The sequence below is a fragment of the Rhizobium sp. M1 genome, assembly GCF_002531805.1.
Taxonomy (GTDB): domain Bacteria; phylum Pseudomonadota; class Alphaproteobacteria; order Rhizobiales; family Rhizobiaceae; genus Rhizobium; species Rhizobium etli_C.
On record NZ_NWSW01000008.1, the window covers coordinates 82,371 to 101,785 of the forward strand.

Below are 19,415 nucleotides of genomic sequence, written 5' to 3' on the forward strand. Positions count from 1 at the left end.
TCCGGTGGCCGCAGCGAAGGTCCGGCCGGCAAGAGGCGTTCGTGTCGCTATTTCTGACGCGGCTGCCGCAAGCCGGCGCCGGCAGCGATCTGGCCGCCTTGGCGCCTGGCGGCAGCGGCTTCGTATAGCGTTCGCGCCGCATTGCGGATTTCCTCCTGCATCGCCTGGTCTTTCTCGTATGCCGCATGGCTTGTCGCGTAGGGTTCCCAGTAACCAATATAGCGGTCGATTTCGGCAAGCGGGCCTGCTGGTACAAGATCCATCGATCTCAGCCAGTCCGAAAGGTTCCTGCGGACACCTTCTGCACCTTCCGTGTCACCATGAACGACGACGGAAAACAGGCGGCCTTCCAGATGGCGGGGATAGGGCCATCCGTTCATCTCCAGCTGTTTTGCCTGGTCGGCATGTTTCCCATGGGTGCTCGTCGGATCCGGGTTGCCGCCGTCGGCACAGACAAGCCGGTCGATCATCAGCTTCAGGGATGACGGCGCCTGATACCAGTGCACCGGCGTGACGATCATGATGCCGTGCGCCTCGACCCACATCGGATAGATCTCGTTCATCCAGTCATGGATCTGTCCGAGCGAATAGTTGGGATAACAGGAACAGGGCCAGTGACAGAGAGCCGCCGCCGTGGAGAAGCAGGCTTTGCACGGATGGATCTGCCGGCCGTATTCCGAGGCGAGCCGGCTCAAGTCGAGGATCTCGATCTTCACATGGCGCTGCTGTTCCAGCACCTCCCTGGCGATGTCGACCATGCGGTAGCTCTTCGAAATCTCGCCCGGGCAGGTGTGTTCGCTGCGCGTCGAGCCGTTGACGAGAAGCAGACGGGTCGGCCCGTTCGGATCGTCATGCCGCTTTTGCGCGTCACGGATGGCATCGCGGGCCGCCAGCCAGTCTTCAGCCAGATCATAATCGGGATCGGCGAAGCCGGGGCCGGCCTTGCGGGTCTTCGGGCTTTTTCGCGAATTTGCGTAGGCTTCCCAGGCTGCCGACGCGAGTCGCGTAAGCTCTTCCTGCAATTTGCCGTAGGCCGGATCCCGAAATTGATTGAGAAAGCGCCGTTTGAATTCATGTTCGTCGAGCCGCGGGCTGGGACTGCCCTTGCGCGGTTCGAGATCGGAGGCTGAAGTGGCAACGTTGGCTGGCATTGGGACCTCCTGAAGCCGGTGCTTTGCTGAACGCACCGGCAGATACTGTGTTCCCGGCATGCCACCGATGGGCCGATGCAAGCGGAGCGTCGAGCGCTAAACTCTTCAGGATTTCAAGAAGTAGCCGCCACCCGCTAACCATTTCCTGACCATGAAACAGGCCACCATGGCATGCCGACCAGCGGTAAGTCGCTTATTAACTCATACGACCTATAGTCGCGGCCACTTGGGCGAACGGGGGAGTAGTCTTGTCCGACGAACTGCACATGATCTCTGCAATGGGTGGTGCGTTGACGGGCCTGCCCGGACTTGGCGATTGCCTTGATCAACACGATATCGTGCTCAGCGTTCACCTCGATCGAGATGAATTTCACGAATGCGTCGCCAAGCGGACGTTGCCCAACCTTATCCTGCTCGACGCCCTGTCGCCGGAGGGACGCGGTCTCGAAGACTGCCGGCGTCTCAAGGAAAACGCCGTAACGCGTGATATCCCGGTGATTATCCTGGTCTCGCCGCAGGACGAGCAAAGCAAGATTGCGGGGTTTGCCGCCGGTGCGGTGGATTGTGTCTCCAACCGCGTGTCAGCCGCCGAGCTCGTCGCCCGCATCAAGCGACATATCGAGCTCGGCGTGGCGCAGGCGCGACTGCAGCGGCGCAACGAGCAACTCGACACCGCGCTTGCCAGCATGGGACAGGGCGTGTGCCTGTTTGACGAGGGCGGCCGGCTGCTTCTTTCGAACAATCGTTATGCTGAGGTTTACGGACTCGATCCCGCCGTCATCCATCCGGGGCAGTCCCTGGAAGACATCCTGAATCTGAGACATGAGGTCGGTGCCGTTCCCGCCACTTCGACGTCGGACTATCTCGCCTGGGCCGAAGCGACCAATATGGGCGACGTGCCCCAGGATTGGATCAAGGAACTCAAATCGGGCCGGATCATCCGCGGCTATCATCAGCGGACGCCGGGGGGCGGCTGGGTATCGACCCATGAGGATATCACACAGGCCTGGTTGGCGGAAAAAGCCCTTGCAGAGGCGCACGCCCTGGCAGAACGCGCCGAGCAGGAGGCGCGGGCGGCGCATGCCCGGCTTCTGGCAGCCTTCGAAGTCGTCCCGGAAGGCCTCGTCCTGTTCGACGCCGAAGACCGCTTCGTGCTGTGGAACCGACGATACGAACAGCTTTACGCCGAAAGCGGCGATATGCTTGTCAAAGGGATGCGCTTCAAAGACCGCCTGCGTGCAGGCCTCGAACGAGGCCAGTATCCGGAAGCGGTTGGGCGCGAAGAGGAATGGCTTGAGGAGCGGCTGGCCCATCATGCCGAGCCCACCAGCAAACACGAGCAGCGTCTGCCGGGAAACCGGTGGATCCGGATCGAGGAACGCCGGATCTCCGAAGGGGGCAGCGTCGGCATCCGAGTCGACATCACCGATCTCAAGATGCAGGAGGCGTCGTTCAGGCTGCTGTTCGAAGGCAACCCGATGCCGATGTGGGTGTATGACCGCGATACCTTGAAGTTCCTCCATGTCAACCAGGCCGCCATCGATCATTATGGCTATCGTCTGGAGCAGTTCCTGACGATGACGCTGCGTGACATCCAGGCGCCACAGGACGCCGGACGGGTCACGTCTGCCGTCTTCGACGCCGAGGATCCAGCCGCCACGACCTGCTCCTCCCGCCACCGCAAGGGAGATGGCGGCACCATTGAAGTCACCGTCTATTCCACCTGCTTGAACTACAAGGGCAAGGCGGCATCGCTGATGGCCGTCGTCGACGTCACCGAGGCCAAGCGTGCCGAAAAGGCATTGCTGCAGCACCGCGATACGCTTGAGGAGATGGTGCGCTCCCGCACTGTCGAACTGGCGCGGCAGACGGAAGAACTCGAACGCATGCTCGAACAGGAAAAGCAGATCAACGAGTTGCAGCGCCAGTTCGTCTCGATGGCGTCGCATGAGTTCCGCACCCCGCTGGCGGTGATCGACGGCGCGGCGCAGCGGCTTATTCGCCGCAAAGAGGCGGCGACGCCGGAATTCCTGGCCGAAAAGGCCGACCAGATCCGCAGCTCGGTTTCCCGTATGCTCGAATTGATGGAAAGCATTCTTGCCGCCGGGCGGTTGGATCATGGCCGGATCACCATCGTACCCAAGCCGTGCTCAATTGCCGAAATCATCGAAACCTGCAGCGCGCGTCAGGAAAGCATCCGGCGATCCCATCGCTTCCTGCTCGAACTCGACCGGATTCCTCAGACCATTTATGGTGATCGCCCCGCGCTCGATCAGGTCTTCAGCAACCTGTTCTCAAATGCCGTGAAATACGCGCCGGAATCTCCCAATGTTCACGTCACAGGGTGGCAGGAAGGAGAAAGCGTCTGCATCACCGTCCGCGACGAAGGCATCGGCATCGACGCCGACGACCTCCCGAAGATGTTCCAGCGTTATTTCCGCGCCAGAAGCTCCACAGGCATTGCCGGCACCGGCATCGGTCTCAATCTCGTCAAACAGATCATCGAGCTTCACGGGGGCACGATCGAGGTGGCGAGCAGCCGCGGGAATGGCACGATGTTCACCCTCAGGATACCGATCGGTGCCGAGATGTCGGATGAATTGCGCGTCGCTACGCGATAGCAAGCCGGGCGGCCCGTCATAAAAAAACGTCAGGCGGTCGACTGCATTGCCTATCGCTTACCGTGCGGGAGAGGGGGTCCAAGATGAACGACCGGCACCCATTTGATCTCGAGACCTATCTGCGGGACATTGCAATCAGGCCGTGCTTTATCTGCGGCCTGGTCAAGGGTGATCCCGCTTTCTTTCATCATCGCATTTTCGAAGACGAAGAGACGATCATCTTCCTGAGTAAATATCCGACCCTGCCCGGTTACTGCCTTGTCTGTCCGAGGGAGCATCGCGAGGATCTGGCGCGGGATATGTCGACAGATGAATATCTTCGGCTGCAGGAGAAGGTGCACGTTCTGTCTCGCGCCCTTAAAAGCGTGTTCGACGCCGAGCGAATTTACGTCCTTTCACTCGGCAGCCAGCAGGCTAACAGCCATTTGCATTTTCACGTCGTTCCCTTGCCGCCGGGCGTACCTCTCGAGAGGCAGCAATACCACGCGCTGATGGCAGAACACGGCGTTTTGCAGATGCCGGACGATCAAATGGCGGAGTTAGCCCAGCGGATCGTTGCTGCGTATCGTTCGGAGCTGTCTGATCGCCGTTAGGCCTCACGCCGCGGGGAGGGCAAAGGCCGGTACGCGTTCGCCGTTCTCGCGGAAGCGCCGCTCCAGCTCGTCTAACTCCGGTTGAGCCGGCGGATTGCTCAGCGCCATCGCCCAATTCTCGCCGATCGGCAAGGCCATCGCTGTGGTTGCGAGTAGTGTGGTCCCCGGGGCGATTTCGCCGCGCAGCTGCGGCAGCACTGTCTTGGCATAAATGAGGTTGGTGTTTGGTATCGAGCTCATCGCATGCCCGACGCGGGGGGACGGCGACAGATCGATGATCGCGCTGACGTCGGTCTGGCCGTACCAGACGGCGCTGCCTTCCCTTGCATCGGACCGGTCGGCATTAAAATCGGCACGTTCGATCGCAAAGCCGCCTTCGATGGTGCTCAGCGCCCGCGGTGTGGTTATGCGGTGAATGCGGATGTGCCAGGGGTTTGCGGGGATGAGCCAAGTCTCGATGGCGACATCATTCCAGGGGCGCCAGCGCGAATAGAGCCGGTCGCCCGCTATCAGCGCTTCTTCGAGGGTTTCGCGCATGCGGAAATGAACGCCGTCGTCGGAGAGGCCGAGCATGCCGTCGAAGCTGGCGGCGGCAAAGTTCCGGTCGTCGGCCTCGATGTTGAAGGCATAGCGGGTGGAGTAGGCGAATTTCGAATATTTCTCGTTTGCACCGCGCATCTTGTCGTGCTGCTGGCCGGAGGAGAGCACGACGACATTTCCCGGCGTATGCATGGCGACCATGCCGGCCGGCTTCAAAGCCACCGGCTCTGAGAATTCCGGCTGCGGCGCTTCTTCGGCGGCCCAGAAGGGGTGATCGTGGGGAAGGGCGAGCGGCAGGAAGAATTTCAGCGCCCAATAAGGCGAGCCGGGAGAGTTATAGCTCTCGCTCATCAGAAGGTTCGGGTAGCCGTAGCCGATGGAGAGAACGCCATCGCGATCGGCGATCGGCAGCGCCGACCACCAACGGATATGGCGCATGTAATAGCCCTTGATCTCCGCCCAGGGCAGTGCTTCGAGGCCGGCAAAGGCAAGCGCGCCCCAGAAGCCGCCGGCGGCGAAGCGGTAGGTCTGGCTGCGGCCGAAGGCAAGGGCAGCGCCATCGGGGCCGAACCAGTGGCGGATATCCCGGGCGAAGATTTCGGCGCGATGGCGGAAGCGCTGCTTGCGCGCCTTGTCGCCGGGCGCCAGCACGGTGTGGATCAGGCCGTAGAAATGCATGGCGAAGGGGATGTAGTGATCGACCCGCCGGACCGGCCCGTCGCGATACCAGCCGTCGCCGAGATCGAAGGCTTCCAGTTCGTCGAGATAGGCGACGGTTTTGCCGTGGTCGAACGCCACGCCGACACGCTCCAGCCCGAGATCGATGAGGACGCGGAAGAATTTCCAGTTGTTGTCGATAAATTCCAGGTTCCGCGCGGCGACAAGATAGGCGGAGACCGTCTTCTTCTCGTTGTCAGCAAGCGGCTCCCAGATATGTTCGGGCACCAGCGCCAGCGCAAAGCCGACGGCGGCAAGCTCGACCAGCCGCTGGTTGCGATCGGCGAGATCACCCCAATATTCGGGATGGGCGGGATTGGTGCCGTTTGCGAGCCCCTGCCGATAGAGATCCCAATGCGGAAAATGGCCGCCGCCGGCGGCGAGCGGAACGATGCCCCAGAGCGGTCGTGCAAATCCCTCCAGATCCGCTGCCGCCCGGTCGAAGATCGCGCCAGCAGCGCCCAGGCGCACACGGGCGCCGCCTTCGGAGAAATAGGGCAGGAGCGGTTTGAAGAGGTCGATGACGGCCTTTGCCAGATCGTCGCGCGTCTTCAGGGGATTGCCGGAAAGCGGATTGGCCCGCGCAGGATCGTAGATCATCATCAACTCGGAATTTCGTAAAAACAGATTCGGCCGCGGGGCCGATGTTGACCCGCGGCCGTCGGTATCTTGTGAGGCTACTTGATGGCTTTCACGCCTTCAGTCATCTCCTTCAGACCGTCATCGACGGAGGTGTTGTCGGTCATGATCGCGTCATGGGCGCGGTTGAGCACAACCTCGATCTTCGCGGCGTTCGGATTGACGGCCATTTCCAGATAGGCTTTGGCCGGTATCAGCGCTTCCTTGCTGGCCTCATCCTGCGGGAAACCGGGCGTCGAGGCGATTTTTGCGCTGACATCGGCGGTCTTCAGCGCCGGGAAGGTGCCGGTCGCCGCGATGACGGCCGCGCCCTCCGGGCCGGTGACGAACTTGATGAAATCGAGCGCGGCATCCTTGTGGGCGGAATTGGCGTTAACAGCCAGCCCCGAGATCTGCGCAGCCGTCGTGCCGGCGGCCACACCGTCGGGATGCGGGAACTTCACGATGCCCCAGTTCTTGCTCTTCGATTCACCCGACTTGACCTTGGCGATCTGGGTGCCGACGAACCAGGTGCCCATCGGCAGCATGCCGATCGTGCCGTTGAAGAAGAGCGCCGAATAATGCGTATTCGATGTCTTCAGGAAGGCATAGGAGGGAATGGCGCCATCCTTCTGCAGGGTGAGCGCGCGCTCGTACCAGGGCTTCAGGAAGGCGTAGTCGCCATCAACAAGCGTATGTTTTCCGTCGAGGATGCCGGGCAGCTGGACGGTCGAACGCCAGGTGTGCAGCAGCGCGCCATAGGTCTTGTTGGTGCCCATGCCGCCTGCGAGCTTCTCGGCGGTCTCGTCGAACTGCGCCCAGGTCATGTCGTTGGTGGGGTAGGGGACGCCGGCTTTGTCGAAGATGTCCTTGTTGTAATAAACGATCCAGAAGTCGGAGCGGAACGGCAGCGAATAGATCTTGCCGTCGATGGTCAGCTCTTCGATCAGGCCGCCATAAGGCGCCGGATCGATCTTCTGATCCTTCACGAAGCCGCTGAGATCGGCGATGTTGCCGGCGCGCACCAGATTGGTATAGCCCGGCACGTCCTTGATGGTGACGATGTCGATATCTTTCGAGCCGCCGGTCAGCTGGGTCGAAATCATCTGCTGGTAGTCCTGCGAGCCGAGATCCATCGGCTCGAACTTCACGTTCGGATGCTTAGCCTGATAGGCCTCGATCAGCGGCTTGTAATAGGCGGTCTTGTCCCAGTCCCACAAAGCCCATTTGAGCGTCACGGCGTCCTGAGCAAGTGCTGCGCCGGCTGTCGTCGCGGCCAGAGTGAAACCTGCCACGGCAAGTTTCACCGTCCTCCCGAATTTGTCCAAATACATTCCTGTTCTCCTTCCCTGGATCGTCTCTGGATCAGTTATTTTATGAAGTGTCGGTGCGGCCGCATTGCCTCTGGCAGGTCCAGAACCAACACCACTGCCCGATGGACGCCGAATGCGACGGCGAACATTCCGAGTGAAAAATTCAAGGTCGCCGGCATGAACACGGAAACCGGATAGAAGAGGATGTGCGCCAGCCACAGGGCGGCGTTGACGGCGAGCGCGGCAAGCGCCGGGAGCGGGCGGGCGACGGAGGCGAGCGCGGCGAGGCGAAGGAGCCGCGGCACCGGCAGGTCGCGCATCACCATCAGCACGATGAGATGGCAGGCGGTGACCGCAAGGAAGGCGGTGGCAACAAGCGCGACCGCCAGCGGTGCGGCGAGCATCAGATTGTCACGCGCGCCGGCGGCATAGGTGACAATCGCATGGACGCCGATCGCAAGCGCGCCTGCCAATGCCAGGCCCCAGGCGGTGGCGCGCCAGAAATAGCGCAGGAATGCTTCGGTGTAGTCACGCAGGAGATAGGTGTTGCGATCTTCGACGAAGGCGACCGAGACGCGGGCCATGGCGGCGAGTGCTGCCGGCAGCGTCACCACGAAGAGCGAGGCCAGGATGAACAGAATGTTGAGCTTGACCATCTCCCACCATTCGCGGGCGAGGATATCGGCGAACAGGGCAAGGCCGGTCTTCGCAGGCGCATCCTTCGGAATGCCCGGCCCCTCTTTCGTCCACATGTCCCGCAACCACTGCATGGCCGTCTCCCCAGGCGCTCAGTAGAGAATCGATCGTTCGGTTTCCTTGTCGAACAGCTGCGCATTGCTCATGTCGGCGACCAGCGTCGCCTCCTCGCCGATATCGGGCCGGAAGCGCGGCGATACGCGCGCGATGAGATTGCGCCCGCCGGCCACCATGTTCAGATGCACTTCCGAGCCCATCGGCTCGGCAAGTTCCACCACCGCCTTCACAGGGGCCAGGTTCTCGGCCGGAATGTCGGCCGGCGGCAGTTCGTGGAAGTTTTCCGGGCGGATGCCGAGCACCAGTTCGCGGCCCTCGTAGGGAGCGATCCTGCTCTTGTCGAAATGCGCAGGCAGCGGCAATTCGCGGCCGTCGAAGATGGCGACGTAGCCGTCACCCCGGCGCTGAATGGTCGAGGGCAGCATGTTCATCTGCGGCGCGCCGATGAAGCCGGCGACGAACATGTTGACGGGGCGGTCGTAAAGGTTCTGCGGCGTGTCGACCTGCTGGATATGGCCGTCCTTCATGACGACGATGCGGTCGGCCATCGTCATGGCTTCCACCTGATCGTGAGTGACGTAGATGAAGGTGGCGTTGAGGCGCTTGTGCAGCTTGGTGATTTCTGAGCGCATCGTGCCGCGCAGCTTGGCGTCGAGATTGGACAGCGGCTCGTCGAGCAGGAAGACGGCCGGGTTGCGCACCATGGCGCGGCCGAGCGCGACGCGCTGGCGCTGCCCGCCCGAAAGCGCTTTCGGCTTGCGGTTCAGGAGATGGGTGATGTCGAGGATCTTGGCGGCATCCTGCACCTGCTTATCGATGAAATCGCGCGAGACTTTGCGCAGCTGCAGGCCGAAGGCCATGTTCTTGTAGACGGTCATATGCGGGTAGAGCGCATAGTTCTGGAAGACCATGGCGATGTCGCGGTCCTTGGAGGGGACGTCGTTCATGACGTCGCCGCCGATCCGGAGTTCGCCGCCGGAAATCTCCTCAAGCCCGGCGATCATCCTGAGCGTCGTGGATTTGCCGCAGCCGGAGGGGCCGACCAGGATGATGAATTCCTTATCGGCGATCTCAAGATCGATATCGTGGACGACGGTGAGCGCGCCGTAGGATTTGTTCAGCTCTTTAAGCGAAATGCTGGCCATCGGGTTCTCCTGACGTCACCAATAGGAAGACCAGCGGCGCGAAAGGCGCGTCAAAGCTTCCATGTAATAATAATCTCCCCAGGAGACGCACTCATCGACGCCCTCGCCGCGGCAGGTGTTGAAGGGCGATTTCTTCGAATAGGTGGCGTGCAGCACCAGTCCGTTGGAGACGGCGGGATCCTTGACCGCATAGTGATCGGCAAGGCTCTTCACCATGCGCCGCGCCAGCATGCGGTAGCGCGCGGCGGTATCGGCATCGACGAGATCGGCTATCTCAAGCAGGCCGCAGGCGGTGATCGAAGCGGACGAGCTGTCGCGCGGCTCGCCGTCGCCATCGGAAAAGACGAGATCCCAATAGGGCACCATGTCGGCCGGCAGCCGGTTGAGATAGAAGGCAAGCAGCCGGTCGAAGGTCTGGCGGTATTCCTCGATCCGCTCATAGCGGTAGGAGAGCGCCATGCCCGCGATGCCCCAGGCCTGCCCGCGCGCCCAGAAACTGTCGTCCTGGTAGCCCTGCTTGGTGGCGCCGCGCACCGGTGCGCCGGTGACCGGGTCCATGTAGAAGGTGTGATAGGTGGAATCGTCCGGCCGCACCGAATGGGCGAGCGTGGTGCGGGCATGTGTGAGCGCGATCTCGCGGTATTTTGGGTCGCCCGTCTCGCTGCTGGCCCAATAGAGAAGCGGCAGGTTCAGCAGGCAGTCGATGATGTAGCGGTATTCTTCCGGTCTGCCCTTGCGGCCCCAGGCCTGGATGAACTGGCCGATCGGCTGAAAGCGCTCGATCAGCTGGTCGGCGGCCAGGATCGCGGCCTTGCGGCCGTCCTCGTCGCCGACGAGTTTCCAGGCGGCGATGCAGGAGGGCGAATACAGGAAGCCCATGTCGTGATGATCGGTCTCGATGTGGTTGACGATCCGATGCAGGAAGGACTGGACCTGGATCTGCGCGGCATGCCGGAAAATGGGATCGCTGCTATGCTCGAAGGCGAGCCAGAGCTCCCCCGGCCAGAAGCCGGCCGTCCACTGGTCGTTGGCAACGGCGGGATAGACATTGTTGACGCTCGAATGGTTCTGCGCAGCGTAAGTAAACTGAGGAAGGTTGCGCCTGACCTGCGCGACGGCGAGATCGAGCGCGGCGTTCACTTCCTTGTCGGTGATCGGCTGCGGGGCGACTGTTGAAACGGCATTCATGGCTTTACCCCTTCAGTCCCGTCGAGGCGATGCCCTCGACAAAGAAGCGCTGCAGAGCGAGGAAGACGATGAGAACGGGAACGAGGGCGACGACGGAGGCCGCCATGATCAGCCCATACTCGGCCGAATACTGCGAGATGAACATGCGCAGGCCGATCTGGACGGTCTTCAGCTCTGTCTTGGTGAGATAGATCATTGGCCCGAGGAAATCGTTCCACGTGCTGACGAAGGTAAAGATCGTCAGTGTCGAGAGGGCGGGCTTGGAGAGCGGCAGCATGATGCGCGCCCAGATCTGATATTCGTTCATGCCGTCGATGCGTGCCGCCTCGCAGAGCTCGGTCGGGATCGACATGTAGAATTGCCGCATCAGGAAAACGCCGAAGGCGGTGAAGGCCTGCAGGCAGATCAGCGCCAGATGCGTGTTGTTGAGGCCGAATTCGCGCATCAGCAGGAATTGCGGCACCATATAGACCTGCCAGGGCATGGCGATGGTGGCGATATAGCCGAGGAACAGCGTGTTTTTGTAGGGGAAATTGAGCTTGGCGAAGGCGTAGGCGGCAAAGCTCGACGTCAGAAGCTGCAGCAGCGTGACGATGATCGTCAGTTTCGAGGTGTTGTAGATGAAGAGCGCAAGCGGGATCTTCGTCCAGATATCGACGTAGTTCTGCCATTGCGGCTGCGACGGTATCCATTCGATCGGGAAGGCGAAAACGTCGCGGCTGAGCTTCAGCGATGCCGAGAGCATCCAGGCGAAGGGCATCAGCATGACAACCGTCACCGTGATGACGATCGCATAGAGGAGGACCGTTTTGACGGTGATCTTGCGTCCGGCGATCCTCATGCCTCGTCCTCCCTCTGGCGGCGGAACTGGAAGACCGTGACCGCGAGCACGAGGAAGAACAGCACCAGCGAAATCATGCTGGAATAGCCGAGATCCCAGGAAATGAAGGCCTCGTTATAGATGTGGTAGACGAGCACGAGCGTCGAAGTGCCGGGGCCGCCCTGGGTGATCATGAAGATCTGGTCGAACACCTTGAAGGACTGGATCGTCAACATGACGGTGACGAAGAAAGTGGTCGGTCCGAGCTGCGGCACGGTGACATGGATGAATTTCTGCCAGGAATTGGCGCCGTCGAGATCGGCGGCCTCGTAGAGTTCGGAATTGATGCCCTGCAGCCCGGCCAGGTAGATGACCATGTAATAGCCCATGTTCTTCCAGATGCCGAACAGGATCACCGTCACCATCGCCCAATGGCGGTCGGCCGCCCATCCCGGCATGTTTTTGGGGTCGAGGCCGAGCGTGTAGAGGATCATGTTCACCGGCCCCATCTCGGGGTTGAAGATCATGTTCCAGACGACGGCGACGGCGACCAGCGAGGCGACATAGGGGAAGAACATCGCCGTGCGGAAGAAATTGCGCCCGGCGATCTTCTGGTTGAGGAGGACGGCGAGGCCGAGCGCGCAGAGCAGCGTCGCCGGCACCGAAGCGACCGTATAGATGATGGTGTTCCAGAAGGCGGCGACGAAGGCCTTATCGTCGAACAGCCGCCAGAAATTGTCGAGCCCCGCGAATGTGATCGCATTCGAGCCGTCCCAATGCATGAAGGCAAGCGCGAAGGCGAAGAGGATCGGCCCGAGCGTGAAGACTGCGAATCCGATGAAATTCGGCGCGATGAAGGAATAGGCGACCAGCGCACTGCGGATCTTGCGCTGGCGCTTGGACAGAACCGCGACCTTCCGGCGTGGGGTTGCCGGGGCGCCATCCGTCGCGATGACCGAATTCGATATGGACACCGATGCTTCCTCCTGGTCGGGCATTCTGCAGCTGGCGGCTTCTGGGCTTCTCTAGCCTAAATCCAGAGCCGTTCGGGCGGATGGGTGCCGCTGTTCTTCCTCCTGCCAAGGACATAGCACATCTCCGGTATTGGTCAAACAAGTTCTGAATAGATCATACAAATTTTATGGCAAGTGCCGAAAACATATGATAGGTGGGGTGAAGGCCAGACGCCCGTCGATACTTTTCCAGTGCGGGGAGGGACATGTTCAGCGAGATTTCAGGCGCGTTGCCGGACATCCTCGGCGATTTCATGCCGGGAGCCGTCTACGCCGATCGCGAAAGATGGAGCGCGGTGCCGCAGGCCGTGCGGGACGTGGTCGTCCGCGACGCCGAGGCCGCGCTTGCGCGCGCATGGTCTTTGATCACGGCCTCGGATTACCGGGAATATACGGCGACCGGCAATCGCTCGCGATTCGAGGAGCTTTATTTCACGCGGCGGCGGATGCTCAACGATCTGGTGCTGGGTGAACTCGTCGAAGGGGGCGGGCGGTTCCTGCCCAGGATTGTCGACGGCGTCTTCCTGATCGCGGAGGAAAGCGGCTGGCAGCTTCCGGCGCATAATGCCTATGGGCGCGGCGGTCCTCGTCTGCCGCTGCCTGATACTTCGCAGCCGGTGGTCGATCTCTTCGCCGCCGAAACGTCAGCCCTTCTGACAACGATCGTCGCCTTGCTCGGCGATGCGCTCGACGGCATCAGCCCTGAAATTGCGGCGCGGGTGAAACGCGAGATCGAGGCCCGCATCCTGACGCCCTATCTCGGCCGGCATTTCTGGTGGATGGGCAGCGGCGACGAGCGGATGAACAACTGGACCGCCTGGATAACCCAGAACATCCTGTTGACCACCTTCTCGCTGAAGACCGATCAGCCGACGCGCCGCGCCGTCATCGAAAGGGCGCTCGGCAGCCTCGATGCTTTCCTGAAGGACTATGCCGAGGACGGCGCCTGCGAGGAAGGCGTGGTCTATTACCGCCACGCCGCTCTCTGCCTGCACGGCGCGCTGACCGTGCTCGATAGCGTCGCGCCCGGCCTGTTCGACGGGATCTGGCGGCAGCCGAAGATCCGCAACATGGCCGAATATATCGCTCATATGCATGTGGCCGGCCGCCATTATTTCAACTTCGCGGATTCCTCCGCAGTGGTCGAACCCTGCAGCGCGCGCGAATATCTGTTCGGCAAGGCGGTCGGCTCCGAAATGCTGGCGGCCTTCGCCGCGGCCGACCGGACTGACGCCGAGAGCCCGCACCTGCCGGGGGAATGGAACCTCTGGTATCGCGTGCAGGAATTGCTGACCGGGCCGGCAATTCCGAAGGCCGAGCCGAATGCCGCGTCCGGGCGGGATATCTTCTATCCCGGCATCGGCCTGTTCGTCGCCCGCGACGAGCAGTTTTCGCTGGCGGTCAAGGGCGGCAACAACGGCGAGGGCCACAATCACAACGATGTCGGCAGCGTGACGCTCTACAAGAACGGACGTCCGTTCCTGATCGATGTCGGCGTCGAGACCTATGCCGCCAAGACCTTCTCGCCGCGGCGTTACGAGATCTGGACGATGCAGTCGGCCTATCACAACCTGCCGACTTTCTCAGGTGTCATGCAGTCCGCCGGCGAAGCCTTCGGCGCAAGGGATGTCGAGGTCGAATTCGCCGAGGCGAGCGCGCGCATATCCCTCGATATTGCAGGCGCCTATCCCGAGGAGGCGGAGCTGCGCAGCTATCGACGCGTGGTCGCCCTGCATCGGGACCGGCACGTGGAGATCGTCGATACCCATGACGGCGACCGGCCGGTGGTGTTGTCGCTGATGACGTGCCTCGCGCCTGTTATCACCAAAAACAGGATCGATCTACCCGATCTCGGCAGCATTTCTGTCGACGGCGCCGGCGAAATCGAAATCGACGAGATCGAGGTGAATGATGCCAGGCTGAGATCGGCCTGGCCCGAGAAGCTCTACCGGCTGCGTCTGCCGCTCGCCGGGAAGCGACTGAAATTGCAGATAAATTAAAAAGTTAGAGCATGATGTTGTCCGAAAACCGCTTACACTTTTCGGCATCATGCTCTGAGGAGGTCGAGCATGGAATTGACGCTGAAGATCGTGGATGCCGATGGATTCGTGCGGGCAAGTTCCACAGCGCGGGACGAGACCTTCCTGGTCTATCGCCAGGACTATCGCGAGGGCGACTGTGTCGTCGTCGAGGCTTCCGAACCCGGACATCTCTTTCTCGCTTTGGACAGCGCAATCCACTCCGCTTTGGTCTACATCAGGGAAAGCGCCTACTCGCTCGCCGTGCCTTTCGGCGATAAGCGCAAGTCTTATTCGCCGAATGCCTTCAAGGGCGATATTCACCGGCTTTCGGCAAGAAAGGCGCGGCCCGACGAACTCGCCCAGCGGCGCAATCTCGCTCTAAATCCCTGGGACGATCATGCTAATCGGGCGCTCTTCCCGCATGCGCGCGCTAATGTCGAGACCCGCGGCGAAGCGGTCTTTGCCGCGCGCAACGCGATCGACGGCGAAAAGGCCAACGACAATCATGGATTCTGGCCTTACACCAGCTGGGGCATCAATCGCGATCCCGAAGCCGCGCTGACCGTGGAGTTCGGTCGGCCGGTGCGGATCGACGAGATCGTCTTCTACCTCCGCGCCGATTTCCCGCATGATTCCTGGTGGGAAGAGGCCAGCGTCACCTTCTCGGACGGCAGAACCTCCTCCTTTCCGCTGGTGAAATCCGGCACGGCGCAGCGTTTTTCCATCGAGCCCTGCACTGTCGAATGGGTGGAACTGCACGGGCTTATCAAGGCCGAGGACGGCTCGCCCTTTCCTGCACTGACGCAGATCGAAATCTGGGGGACGGAGGCGCTCGGCGTTGCAGCCGTTGCTGCCGAAGACGAGGCCGGGCCTGCCGCCCTTTCTCTTCCTCTATGAACCGAACGTCGGCCTCGGCCGTGCCGCGCTCGGCGGGCTCTCGTGCAGCCGATTCCATGCTCGGCGCAACTGTCGGGCAGAGCCGAAGCCTGAGCGCATCGCCACGGCCTCCATATCCAGCCGAGAGCCGGCGAGCATTTCGCGGGCGAGAGCCACGCGCATGCGGTTGACGAAATCCGTGACGCTCATGCCGGCCTGCTCGTTGAACAGCCGCGAGAGGTTCCGCGGGCTGGCGCCGCTGAGACGCGCAAGCGAGGCAACCGACCAGTCGCGCGTGGGATCGGCGGCAACCGCATCCTGTGCACGGTGAATGACCGGATGGATATGGTTGCGGCCTTCGAGCCAGGGCGAAAGCTGCGGGTCCGAGCCGCCGCGCCTGAGATAGACGACAAGATATCGCGCCACCGCAAGCGCGCAGGCATGTCCCGCCGCTTCGGCGACGATATACAGCATGAGATCAATGCCGGCGGTGATGCCGGCGCTGGTGAGACGCTCGCCGTCCTCGACATAGAGCCGGTTGTCCCGGATGCGCGCGGTGGGCGCGAGTCTGGCGAGGTCCTCCATGCAGCCGTGATGGGTGGTGCATTCGCGGCCGTCGAGCATTCCGGCCTCGGCGGCGAGCAGGGCGCCGGAGCAGATCGAGACCAGCCGAATCCCCGGGCGGATGGCGCGCTTCAGCCAAGCGACGATGGCAGCCTGCGCGGCGCGCTCCTGCTCGTTCCAGGGACGGTTGTTCTCCATGGGCGCGTCGGCGCTGCCGGCGATGACGACGAGCGCCTGATCCGGCAAGCGCTCCGGCAGGGCGGCGACACCGGTGACGGCAAGGCCGATCGAGCTGCCGACCGTTGCCGAAGGGCCGATATAGGTGACGCTGAAGCGCACCGTCCGCTGTTCGAGGTTCGCCTTGCGCAGCACTTCGATCGGGCCGGCGACGTCGAGCAGCAGCACGCGCGGCGGCACGACGACGAAGACGGGGATATCGAAGGGCTGCGCGGCGTCCGTCATGCGGCGAGCAGCTCTGCGCGCCCTGCCAACGCCTGTTCGACGGTGGCGATCCTGGCGAAACGGCCCGACAGGACCAGTTCCGTGCGGCCCCGGATTTCTCCAGCGCTCCAGGTGCGTCCCGCCGCGTCGGTCATCGGGAAGGTGAGGGTCGATTCGCCGACATAATCGACCTGATAGCCGAGATCCGATGCGTGGCGGGTGGTGGTCTCGCAGCATTGTTCGGTGCGGATGCCTGAGACGATGATGCGACGCACGCCATTCTCGATCAGCCAGACGTCGAGCCCGGAGCCGACGAGAGCGCTGTGACGGCTCTTCCTGAAGGTCGCGTCGGCGGCGATCCTGAGCGGGGCGAGCGTTTTGACAAAGCCCGAGCTTTCCGAAAACGGCCCGCTTCCATCGACATGGAAGATCTGGATGACGGGTATTCCTTTGGCCACCGCGCCGTCGATCAGAGCCTGCTGGCGATCGATATAGGCGGATGCGAGGCTTTCATCCCAACAATCGCGCTGCCGGAAGGACTCCTGAGCGTCGATGACGAGAAGGATGGTTTCATGGTCGGACATTTCTTGCTCCGTGGATGTTGATCATGAAGCCATATTCGGCGATCCAAGGACAGAGGAAAATGCACGCGCCGGACAAATAGAGGACACTTCGCGCCAATGACGGCTGATGACGCTCTGATACTCGGAGCGGCAGGCGATGTCGAATGTAGCCGGCCTCCCATGCGCGCGCTTCCGCGAGCCCCTCCGCACGTGCTAAGGGGATCGGATGCGACTGCTTGTGGTGGAGGACAACAAGGATCTGGCGGCCTGGCTGGGCAAAGCCCTGCGGCAGGCGCAATATACGATCGACATTGCCTATGACGGCGAAGACGCGGAACATCTGCTCAAGGTGGCGGAATATTCGGCGATGATCCTCGACCTTTCGTTGCCGAAGCTTGACGGATTGACGCTTCTGAAGCGGTTGAGACAATCAGGCAATAAGCTCCCGATCATCATCCTGACCGCCAATGCAAGCCTGGACGGCCGCGTGGCGGGGCTCGACAGCGGCGCCGACGATTATCTCGCCAAACCCTTCGAAATCGCCGAACTCGAAGCCAGGATCCGCGCGGTGGTGCGCCGCGGGCAGGACCGGGCATCGTCCGAGATCACGGTCGGGAACCTGCGCTTTTCCGGCGGGACGCGGCAGTTCTTCGTGGAGGGCGAGCCGCTGCAATTGACGCCGCGCGAATATGCCGTTCTCGAGCAGTTGGTCATGAAGCTGGGCAATACGGTCTCGAAGGCCGCCCTTTCCGAAAGCGTCTTCGGTTTCGACGACGAGGCGAATCCGAGCGCCATCGAAATCTATGTCCACAGGCTTCGAAAGAAGCTCGAGGCCAGCTCGGTGCAGATCGCGACGTTGCGCGGCCTCGGCTATCTCCTCAGACATGTTCAATAGCGTCTACAGCAAGATCGGCGCCGCCTTCGGCCGGCTCAGCCAGAGCCTCAGGGTGCAATTGCTTTTCCTGGTGCTGCTGACGCTGTTCGGCGCGATCGGCTTCAATCTCTACGACAGCTTCTGGTCGGCCGATGCGACGGCGAAATTGGTGACGGACCGCACGCTCCTGGCCTCGGCCCGTGTCATTGCCGAGGCGGTGCGCGTCGACGAGGGCGGCAATGTCCAGGTCGATGTGCCGCCCGCAGCGCTCGAGATGTTCGATACGGGGTTCGGCGACCGCGTCTTTTACCAGGTCATCACCGTGTGGGGTAATCTGGTGAGTGGCTTTCCCGACCTGCCGCTGCCGGCCGCTCAGCGCGTCGGCGAGGATCGCGCCTTCCACGGTGCCGATGTGCGCGTCCTGATGCTCGACCATCCCGTCGTCGGGCTTCCCGAGGACGGCACGATCTCCGTGACCGTTGCCGTGACGCATAACAGCCAATATGCGATGCGCAGGCAGCTGTGGCTTTCGGATTTTTCGAAGCAGTTCGTGCTCGTCTTCCTGGCGAGCCTGGTGACCATCCTCGGGCTGCAGCGCGGCCTGGCGCCGGCTTTGAGATTGCGGGACGCGGTGCGAGCGCGCGGCCGCAAGCGTCTCGATCCGCTGCCGCCGGAGATGGTGCAGAGCGAGCTGCGCCCGCTCGTCCATGCGCTGAACGACCATATGGAGCGCGTCCAGAACCAAATGGCCGCGCAGCGGCGGTTCGTATCGAACGCGGCGCATCAGCTCAGAACGCCGCTGGCACTGATTTCGACGCAGGCGAGCGTGGCGGCCCGCGAAGGCGACGCGGCTCGTCGCGACGAGGCGCTGGCGGCGCTTCGCGCCAGCACCCGGCAGATTTCGCGCCTCGCCGGCCAGCTCCTGACCTTGTCGCGGGCTGAGCCGGGGAGCCGGCGCCCGCGCGGCGACGTGACCGATCTCAGCAAGGCCGCCCGCGAGATATTGGAAGCGCATGCCGAAGAGGCGCTGAGGCGTAATATCGATGTCGGCCTGGAAGCGGACGGCCCCGTCATCGTCGAAGGTGACGGCACCATGCTGCGCGAAATGCTGGTAAACCTCATCGACAACGCGATCCGCTATAGCGGTGCGGATGGACGAGTGACCGTCTCGGTCGGACAGGCTGACGGAAGCGCCGTCGTGACCGTGGAGGACAGCGGGCCAGGCATTCCCGAAGCCGAGCGTGAACAGGTCTTTGAACGCTTCTACCGGATCATGGGGACCGAAAGCGACGGGAGTGGCCTCGGGCTTGCGATCGTCCGCGAGGTGGTCGAAGGCGCCGAAGGTTCGGTGTCGCTCAGCGATGCGGAAGGCGGCGGTCTGGTGGTGACCGTGCGGCTTCCGCTTGCTTAAAGGCGAAATGCTTCCATAAAAAGCGCCGGATCTGGCGCCCAGGAACTGGTTTATGGCACCCCTCGCTCTCTACCCGGCGTCATCCTCGGCCTTGTGCAGCCTTGTGCCGAGGATCTGCTGCCCTATCGACCGGAGGCAGATGCTCGGCAAAGGCCGAGCATGACGAAAGGGAAATTGGCCGAGTTTGCCATCA

16 protein-coding genes are annotated in these 19,415 nt (G+C 62.1%); 6 read left to right on the forward strand and 10 right to left on the reverse strand.

Annotation, left to right across the window (positions count from 1 at the left end; all coding sequences use genetic code 11):
• Positions 1-47: 47 nt before the first annotated feature.
• Positions 48-1,151 carry a flavodoxin family protein gene (locus CO655_RS09440; protein WP_097607796.1) on the reverse strand — a complete coding sequence of 368 codons (1,104 nt, stop codon included), beginning with the start codon at positions 1,149-1,151 and terminating at the stop codon, positions 48-50.
• 278 nt (positions 1,152-1,429) lie between these two features.
• On the opposite strand from CO655_RS09440, the gene CO655_RS09445 reads away from it, so the two are divergent.
• Positions 1,430-3,772, forward strand: coding sequence for a PAS-domain containing protein (locus CO655_RS09445; protein WP_097664538.1), 2,343 nt, complete (start codon positions 1,430-1,432; stop codon positions 3,770-3,772).
• Positions 3,773-3,855: 83 nt separating this feature from the next.
• Positions 3,856-4,365, forward strand: a complete 510-nt coding sequence (locus CO655_RS09450) for an HIT domain-containing protein (RefSeq protein ID WP_097607795.1) — start codon at positions 3,856-3,858, stop codon at positions 4,363-4,365.
• A gap of 3 nt (positions 4,366-4,368) precedes the next feature.
• On the opposite strand, the gene CO655_RS09455 is transcribed toward CO655_RS09450, so the two are convergent.
• From CO655_RS09455 to CO655_RS09485, 7 genes are all read right to left on the reverse strand, one after another.
• Positions 4,369-6,222: a DUF2264 domain-containing protein gene (locus CO655_RS09455; RefSeq protein ID WP_097664539.1), complete on the reverse strand. Its 1,854-nt coding sequence runs from the start codon at positions 6,220-6,222 to the stop codon at positions 4,369-4,371.
• A 77-nt stretch (positions 6,223-6,299) separates the two neighbouring features.
• On the reverse strand, positions 6,300-7,574 hold the full coding sequence (locus CO655_RS09460) for a sugar ABC transporter substrate-binding protein (protein WP_097607794.1): 1,275 nt from the start codon (positions 7,572-7,574) through the stop codon (positions 6,300-6,302).
• A 35-nt stretch (positions 7,575-7,609) separates the two neighbouring features.
• A complete protein-coding gene (locus CO655_RS09465; RefSeq protein ID WP_097664449.1) occupies positions 7,610-8,323 on the reverse strand; it encodes a YesL family protein in 714 nt (237 codons plus the stop codon).
• Positions 8,324-8,341: 18 nt separating this feature from the next.
• Positions 8,342-9,451 carry a sn-glycerol-3-phosphate ABC transporter ATP-binding protein UgpC gene (gene ugpC / locus CO655_RS09470; protein ID WP_097607792.1) on the reverse strand — a complete coding sequence of 370 codons (1,110 nt, stop codon included), beginning with the start codon at positions 9,449-9,451 and terminating at the stop codon, positions 8,342-8,344.
• A 15-nt stretch (positions 9,452-9,466) separates the two neighbouring features.
• Positions 9,467-10,639, reverse strand: coding sequence for a glycoside hydrolase family 88 protein (locus CO655_RS09475; RefSeq protein ID WP_097664450.1), 1,173 nt, complete (start codon positions 10,637-10,639; stop codon positions 9,467-9,469).
• A gap of 4 nt (positions 10,640-10,643) precedes the next feature.
• On the reverse strand, positions 10,644-11,480 hold the full coding sequence (locus tag CO655_RS09480; protein WP_037145706.1) for a carbohydrate ABC transporter permease: 837 nt from the start codon (positions 11,478-11,480) through the stop codon (positions 10,644-10,646).
• Positions 11,477-12,457, reverse strand: a complete 981-nt coding sequence (locus tag CO655_RS09485) for a sugar ABC transporter permease (protein ID WP_245423769.1) — start codon at positions 12,455-12,457, stop codon at positions 11,477-11,479. Before CO655_RS09485 ends, CO655_RS09480 begins: the two co-directional genes overlap by 4 nt.
• 221 nt (positions 12,458-12,678) lie before the next feature.
• Here CO655_RS09485 and CO655_RS09490 point away from each other — a divergent pair, with 221 nt between their 5' ends.
• A complete protein-coding gene (locus CO655_RS09490; RefSeq protein WP_097664451.1) occupies positions 12,679-14,472 on the forward strand; it encodes a heparinase II/III family protein in 1,794 nt (597 codons plus the stop codon).
• Positions 14,473-14,541: 69 nt separating this feature from the next.
• The gene (locus CO655_RS09495; protein ID WP_097664452.1) at positions 14,542-15,390 is read left to right on the forward strand and encodes a carbohydrate-binding protein; all 849 of its coding nucleotides are present in this window, start codon (positions 14,542-14,544) and stop codon (positions 15,388-15,390) included.
• Here CO655_RS09495 and CO655_RS09500 read toward each other — a convergent pair.
• Both CO655_RS09500 and CO655_RS09505 read right to left on the reverse strand, forming a co-directional pair.
• Positions 15,385-16,395 carry a helix-turn-helix domain-containing protein gene (locus tag CO655_RS09500; protein WP_097664453.1) on the reverse strand — a complete coding sequence of 337 codons (1,011 nt, stop codon included), beginning with the start codon at positions 16,393-16,395 and terminating at the stop codon, positions 15,385-15,387. The genes CO655_RS09495 and CO655_RS09500 overlap by 6 nt on opposite strands.
• Positions 16,392-16,958: an isochorismatase family protein gene (locus tag CO655_RS09505; protein WP_010032668.1), complete on the reverse strand. Its 567-nt coding sequence runs from the start codon at positions 16,956-16,958 to the stop codon at positions 16,392-16,394. The genes CO655_RS09500 and CO655_RS09505 overlap by 4 nt, the downstream gene beginning before the upstream one ends.
• 205 nt (positions 16,959-17,163) lie before the next feature.
• Here CO655_RS09505 and CO655_RS09510 point away from each other — a divergent pair, with 205 nt between their 5' ends.
• Positions 17,164-17,832: a response regulator gene (locus CO655_RS09510; protein ID WP_097664454.1), complete on the forward strand. Its 669-nt coding sequence runs from the start codon at positions 17,164-17,166 to the stop codon at positions 17,830-17,832.
• A complete protein-coding gene (locus CO655_RS09515; RefSeq protein WP_097664455.1) occupies positions 17,822-19,222 on the forward strand; it encodes a sensor histidine kinase in 1,401 nt (466 codons plus the stop codon). Before CO655_RS09510 ends, CO655_RS09515 begins: the two co-directional genes overlap by 11 nt.
• The last annotated feature ends 193 nt before the right edge of the window (positions 19,223-19,415 follow it).

Excerpts from the sequence above, each read along its gene's own strand:
- CO655_RS09500 (WP_097664453.1), bottom strand. The coding sequence starts at position 16,395 with ATGACGGACGCCGCGCAGCCCTTCGATATCCCCGTCTTCGTCGTCGTG.
- CO655_RS09460 (WP_097607794.1), bottom strand. The coding sequence starts at position 7,574 with ATGTATTTGGACAAATTCGGGAGGACGGTGAAACTTGCCGTGGCAGGT.
- ugpC (WP_097607792.1), bottom strand. The coding sequence starts at position 9,451 with ATGGCCAGCATTTCGCTTAAAGAGCTGAACAAATCCTACGGCGCGCTC.
- CO655_RS09485 (WP_245423769.1), bottom strand. The coding sequence starts at position 12,457 with ATGCCCGACCAGGAGGAAGCATCGGTGTCCATATCGAATTCGGTCATC.
- CO655_RS09490 (WP_097664451.1), top strand. The coding sequence starts at position 12,679 with ATGTTCAGCGAGATTTCAGGCGCGTTGCCGGACATCCTCGGCGATTTC.
- CO655_RS09450 (WP_097607795.1), top strand. The coding sequence starts at position 3,856 with ATGAACGACCGGCACCCATTTGATCTCGAGACCTATCTGCGGGACATT.
- CO655_RS09480 (WP_037145706.1), bottom strand. The coding sequence starts at position 11,480 with ATGAGGATCGCCGGACGCAAGATCACCGTCAAAACGGTCCTCCTCTAT.
- CO655_RS09445 (WP_097664538.1), top strand. The coding sequence starts at position 1,430 with ATGGGTGGTGCGTTGACGGGCCTGCCCGGACTTGGCGATTGCCTTGAT.
- CO655_RS09515 (WP_097664455.1), top strand. The coding sequence starts at position 17,822 with ATGTTCAATAGCGTCTACAGCAAGATCGGCGCCGCCTTCGGCCGGCTC.
- CO655_RS09465 (WP_097664449.1), bottom strand. The coding sequence starts at position 8,323 with ATGCAGTGGTTGCGGGACATGTGGACGAAAGAGGGGCCGGGCATTCCG.
- CO655_RS09495 (WP_097664452.1), top strand. The coding sequence starts at position 14,542 with ATGGAATTGACGCTGAAGATCGTGGATGCCGATGGATTCGTGCGGGCA.
- CO655_RS09475 (WP_097664450.1), bottom strand. The coding sequence starts at position 10,639 with ATGAATGCCGTTTCAACAGTCGCCCCGCAGCCGATCACCGACAAGGAA.
- CO655_RS09440 (WP_097607796.1), bottom strand. The coding sequence starts at position 1,151 with ATGCCAGCCAACGTTGCCACTTCAGCCTCCGATCTCGAACCGCGCAAG.
- CO655_RS09455 (WP_097664539.1), bottom strand. The coding sequence starts at position 6,222 with ATGATCTACGATCCTGCGCGGGCCAATCCGCTTTCCGGCAATCCCCTG.
- CO655_RS09510 (WP_097664454.1), top strand. The coding sequence starts at position 17,164 with ATGCGACTGCTTGTGGTGGAGGACAACAAGGATCTGGCGGCCTGGCTG.
- CO655_RS09505 (WP_010032668.1), bottom strand. The coding sequence starts at position 16,958 with ATGTCCGACCATGAAACCATCCTTCTCGTCATCGACGCTCAGGAGTCC.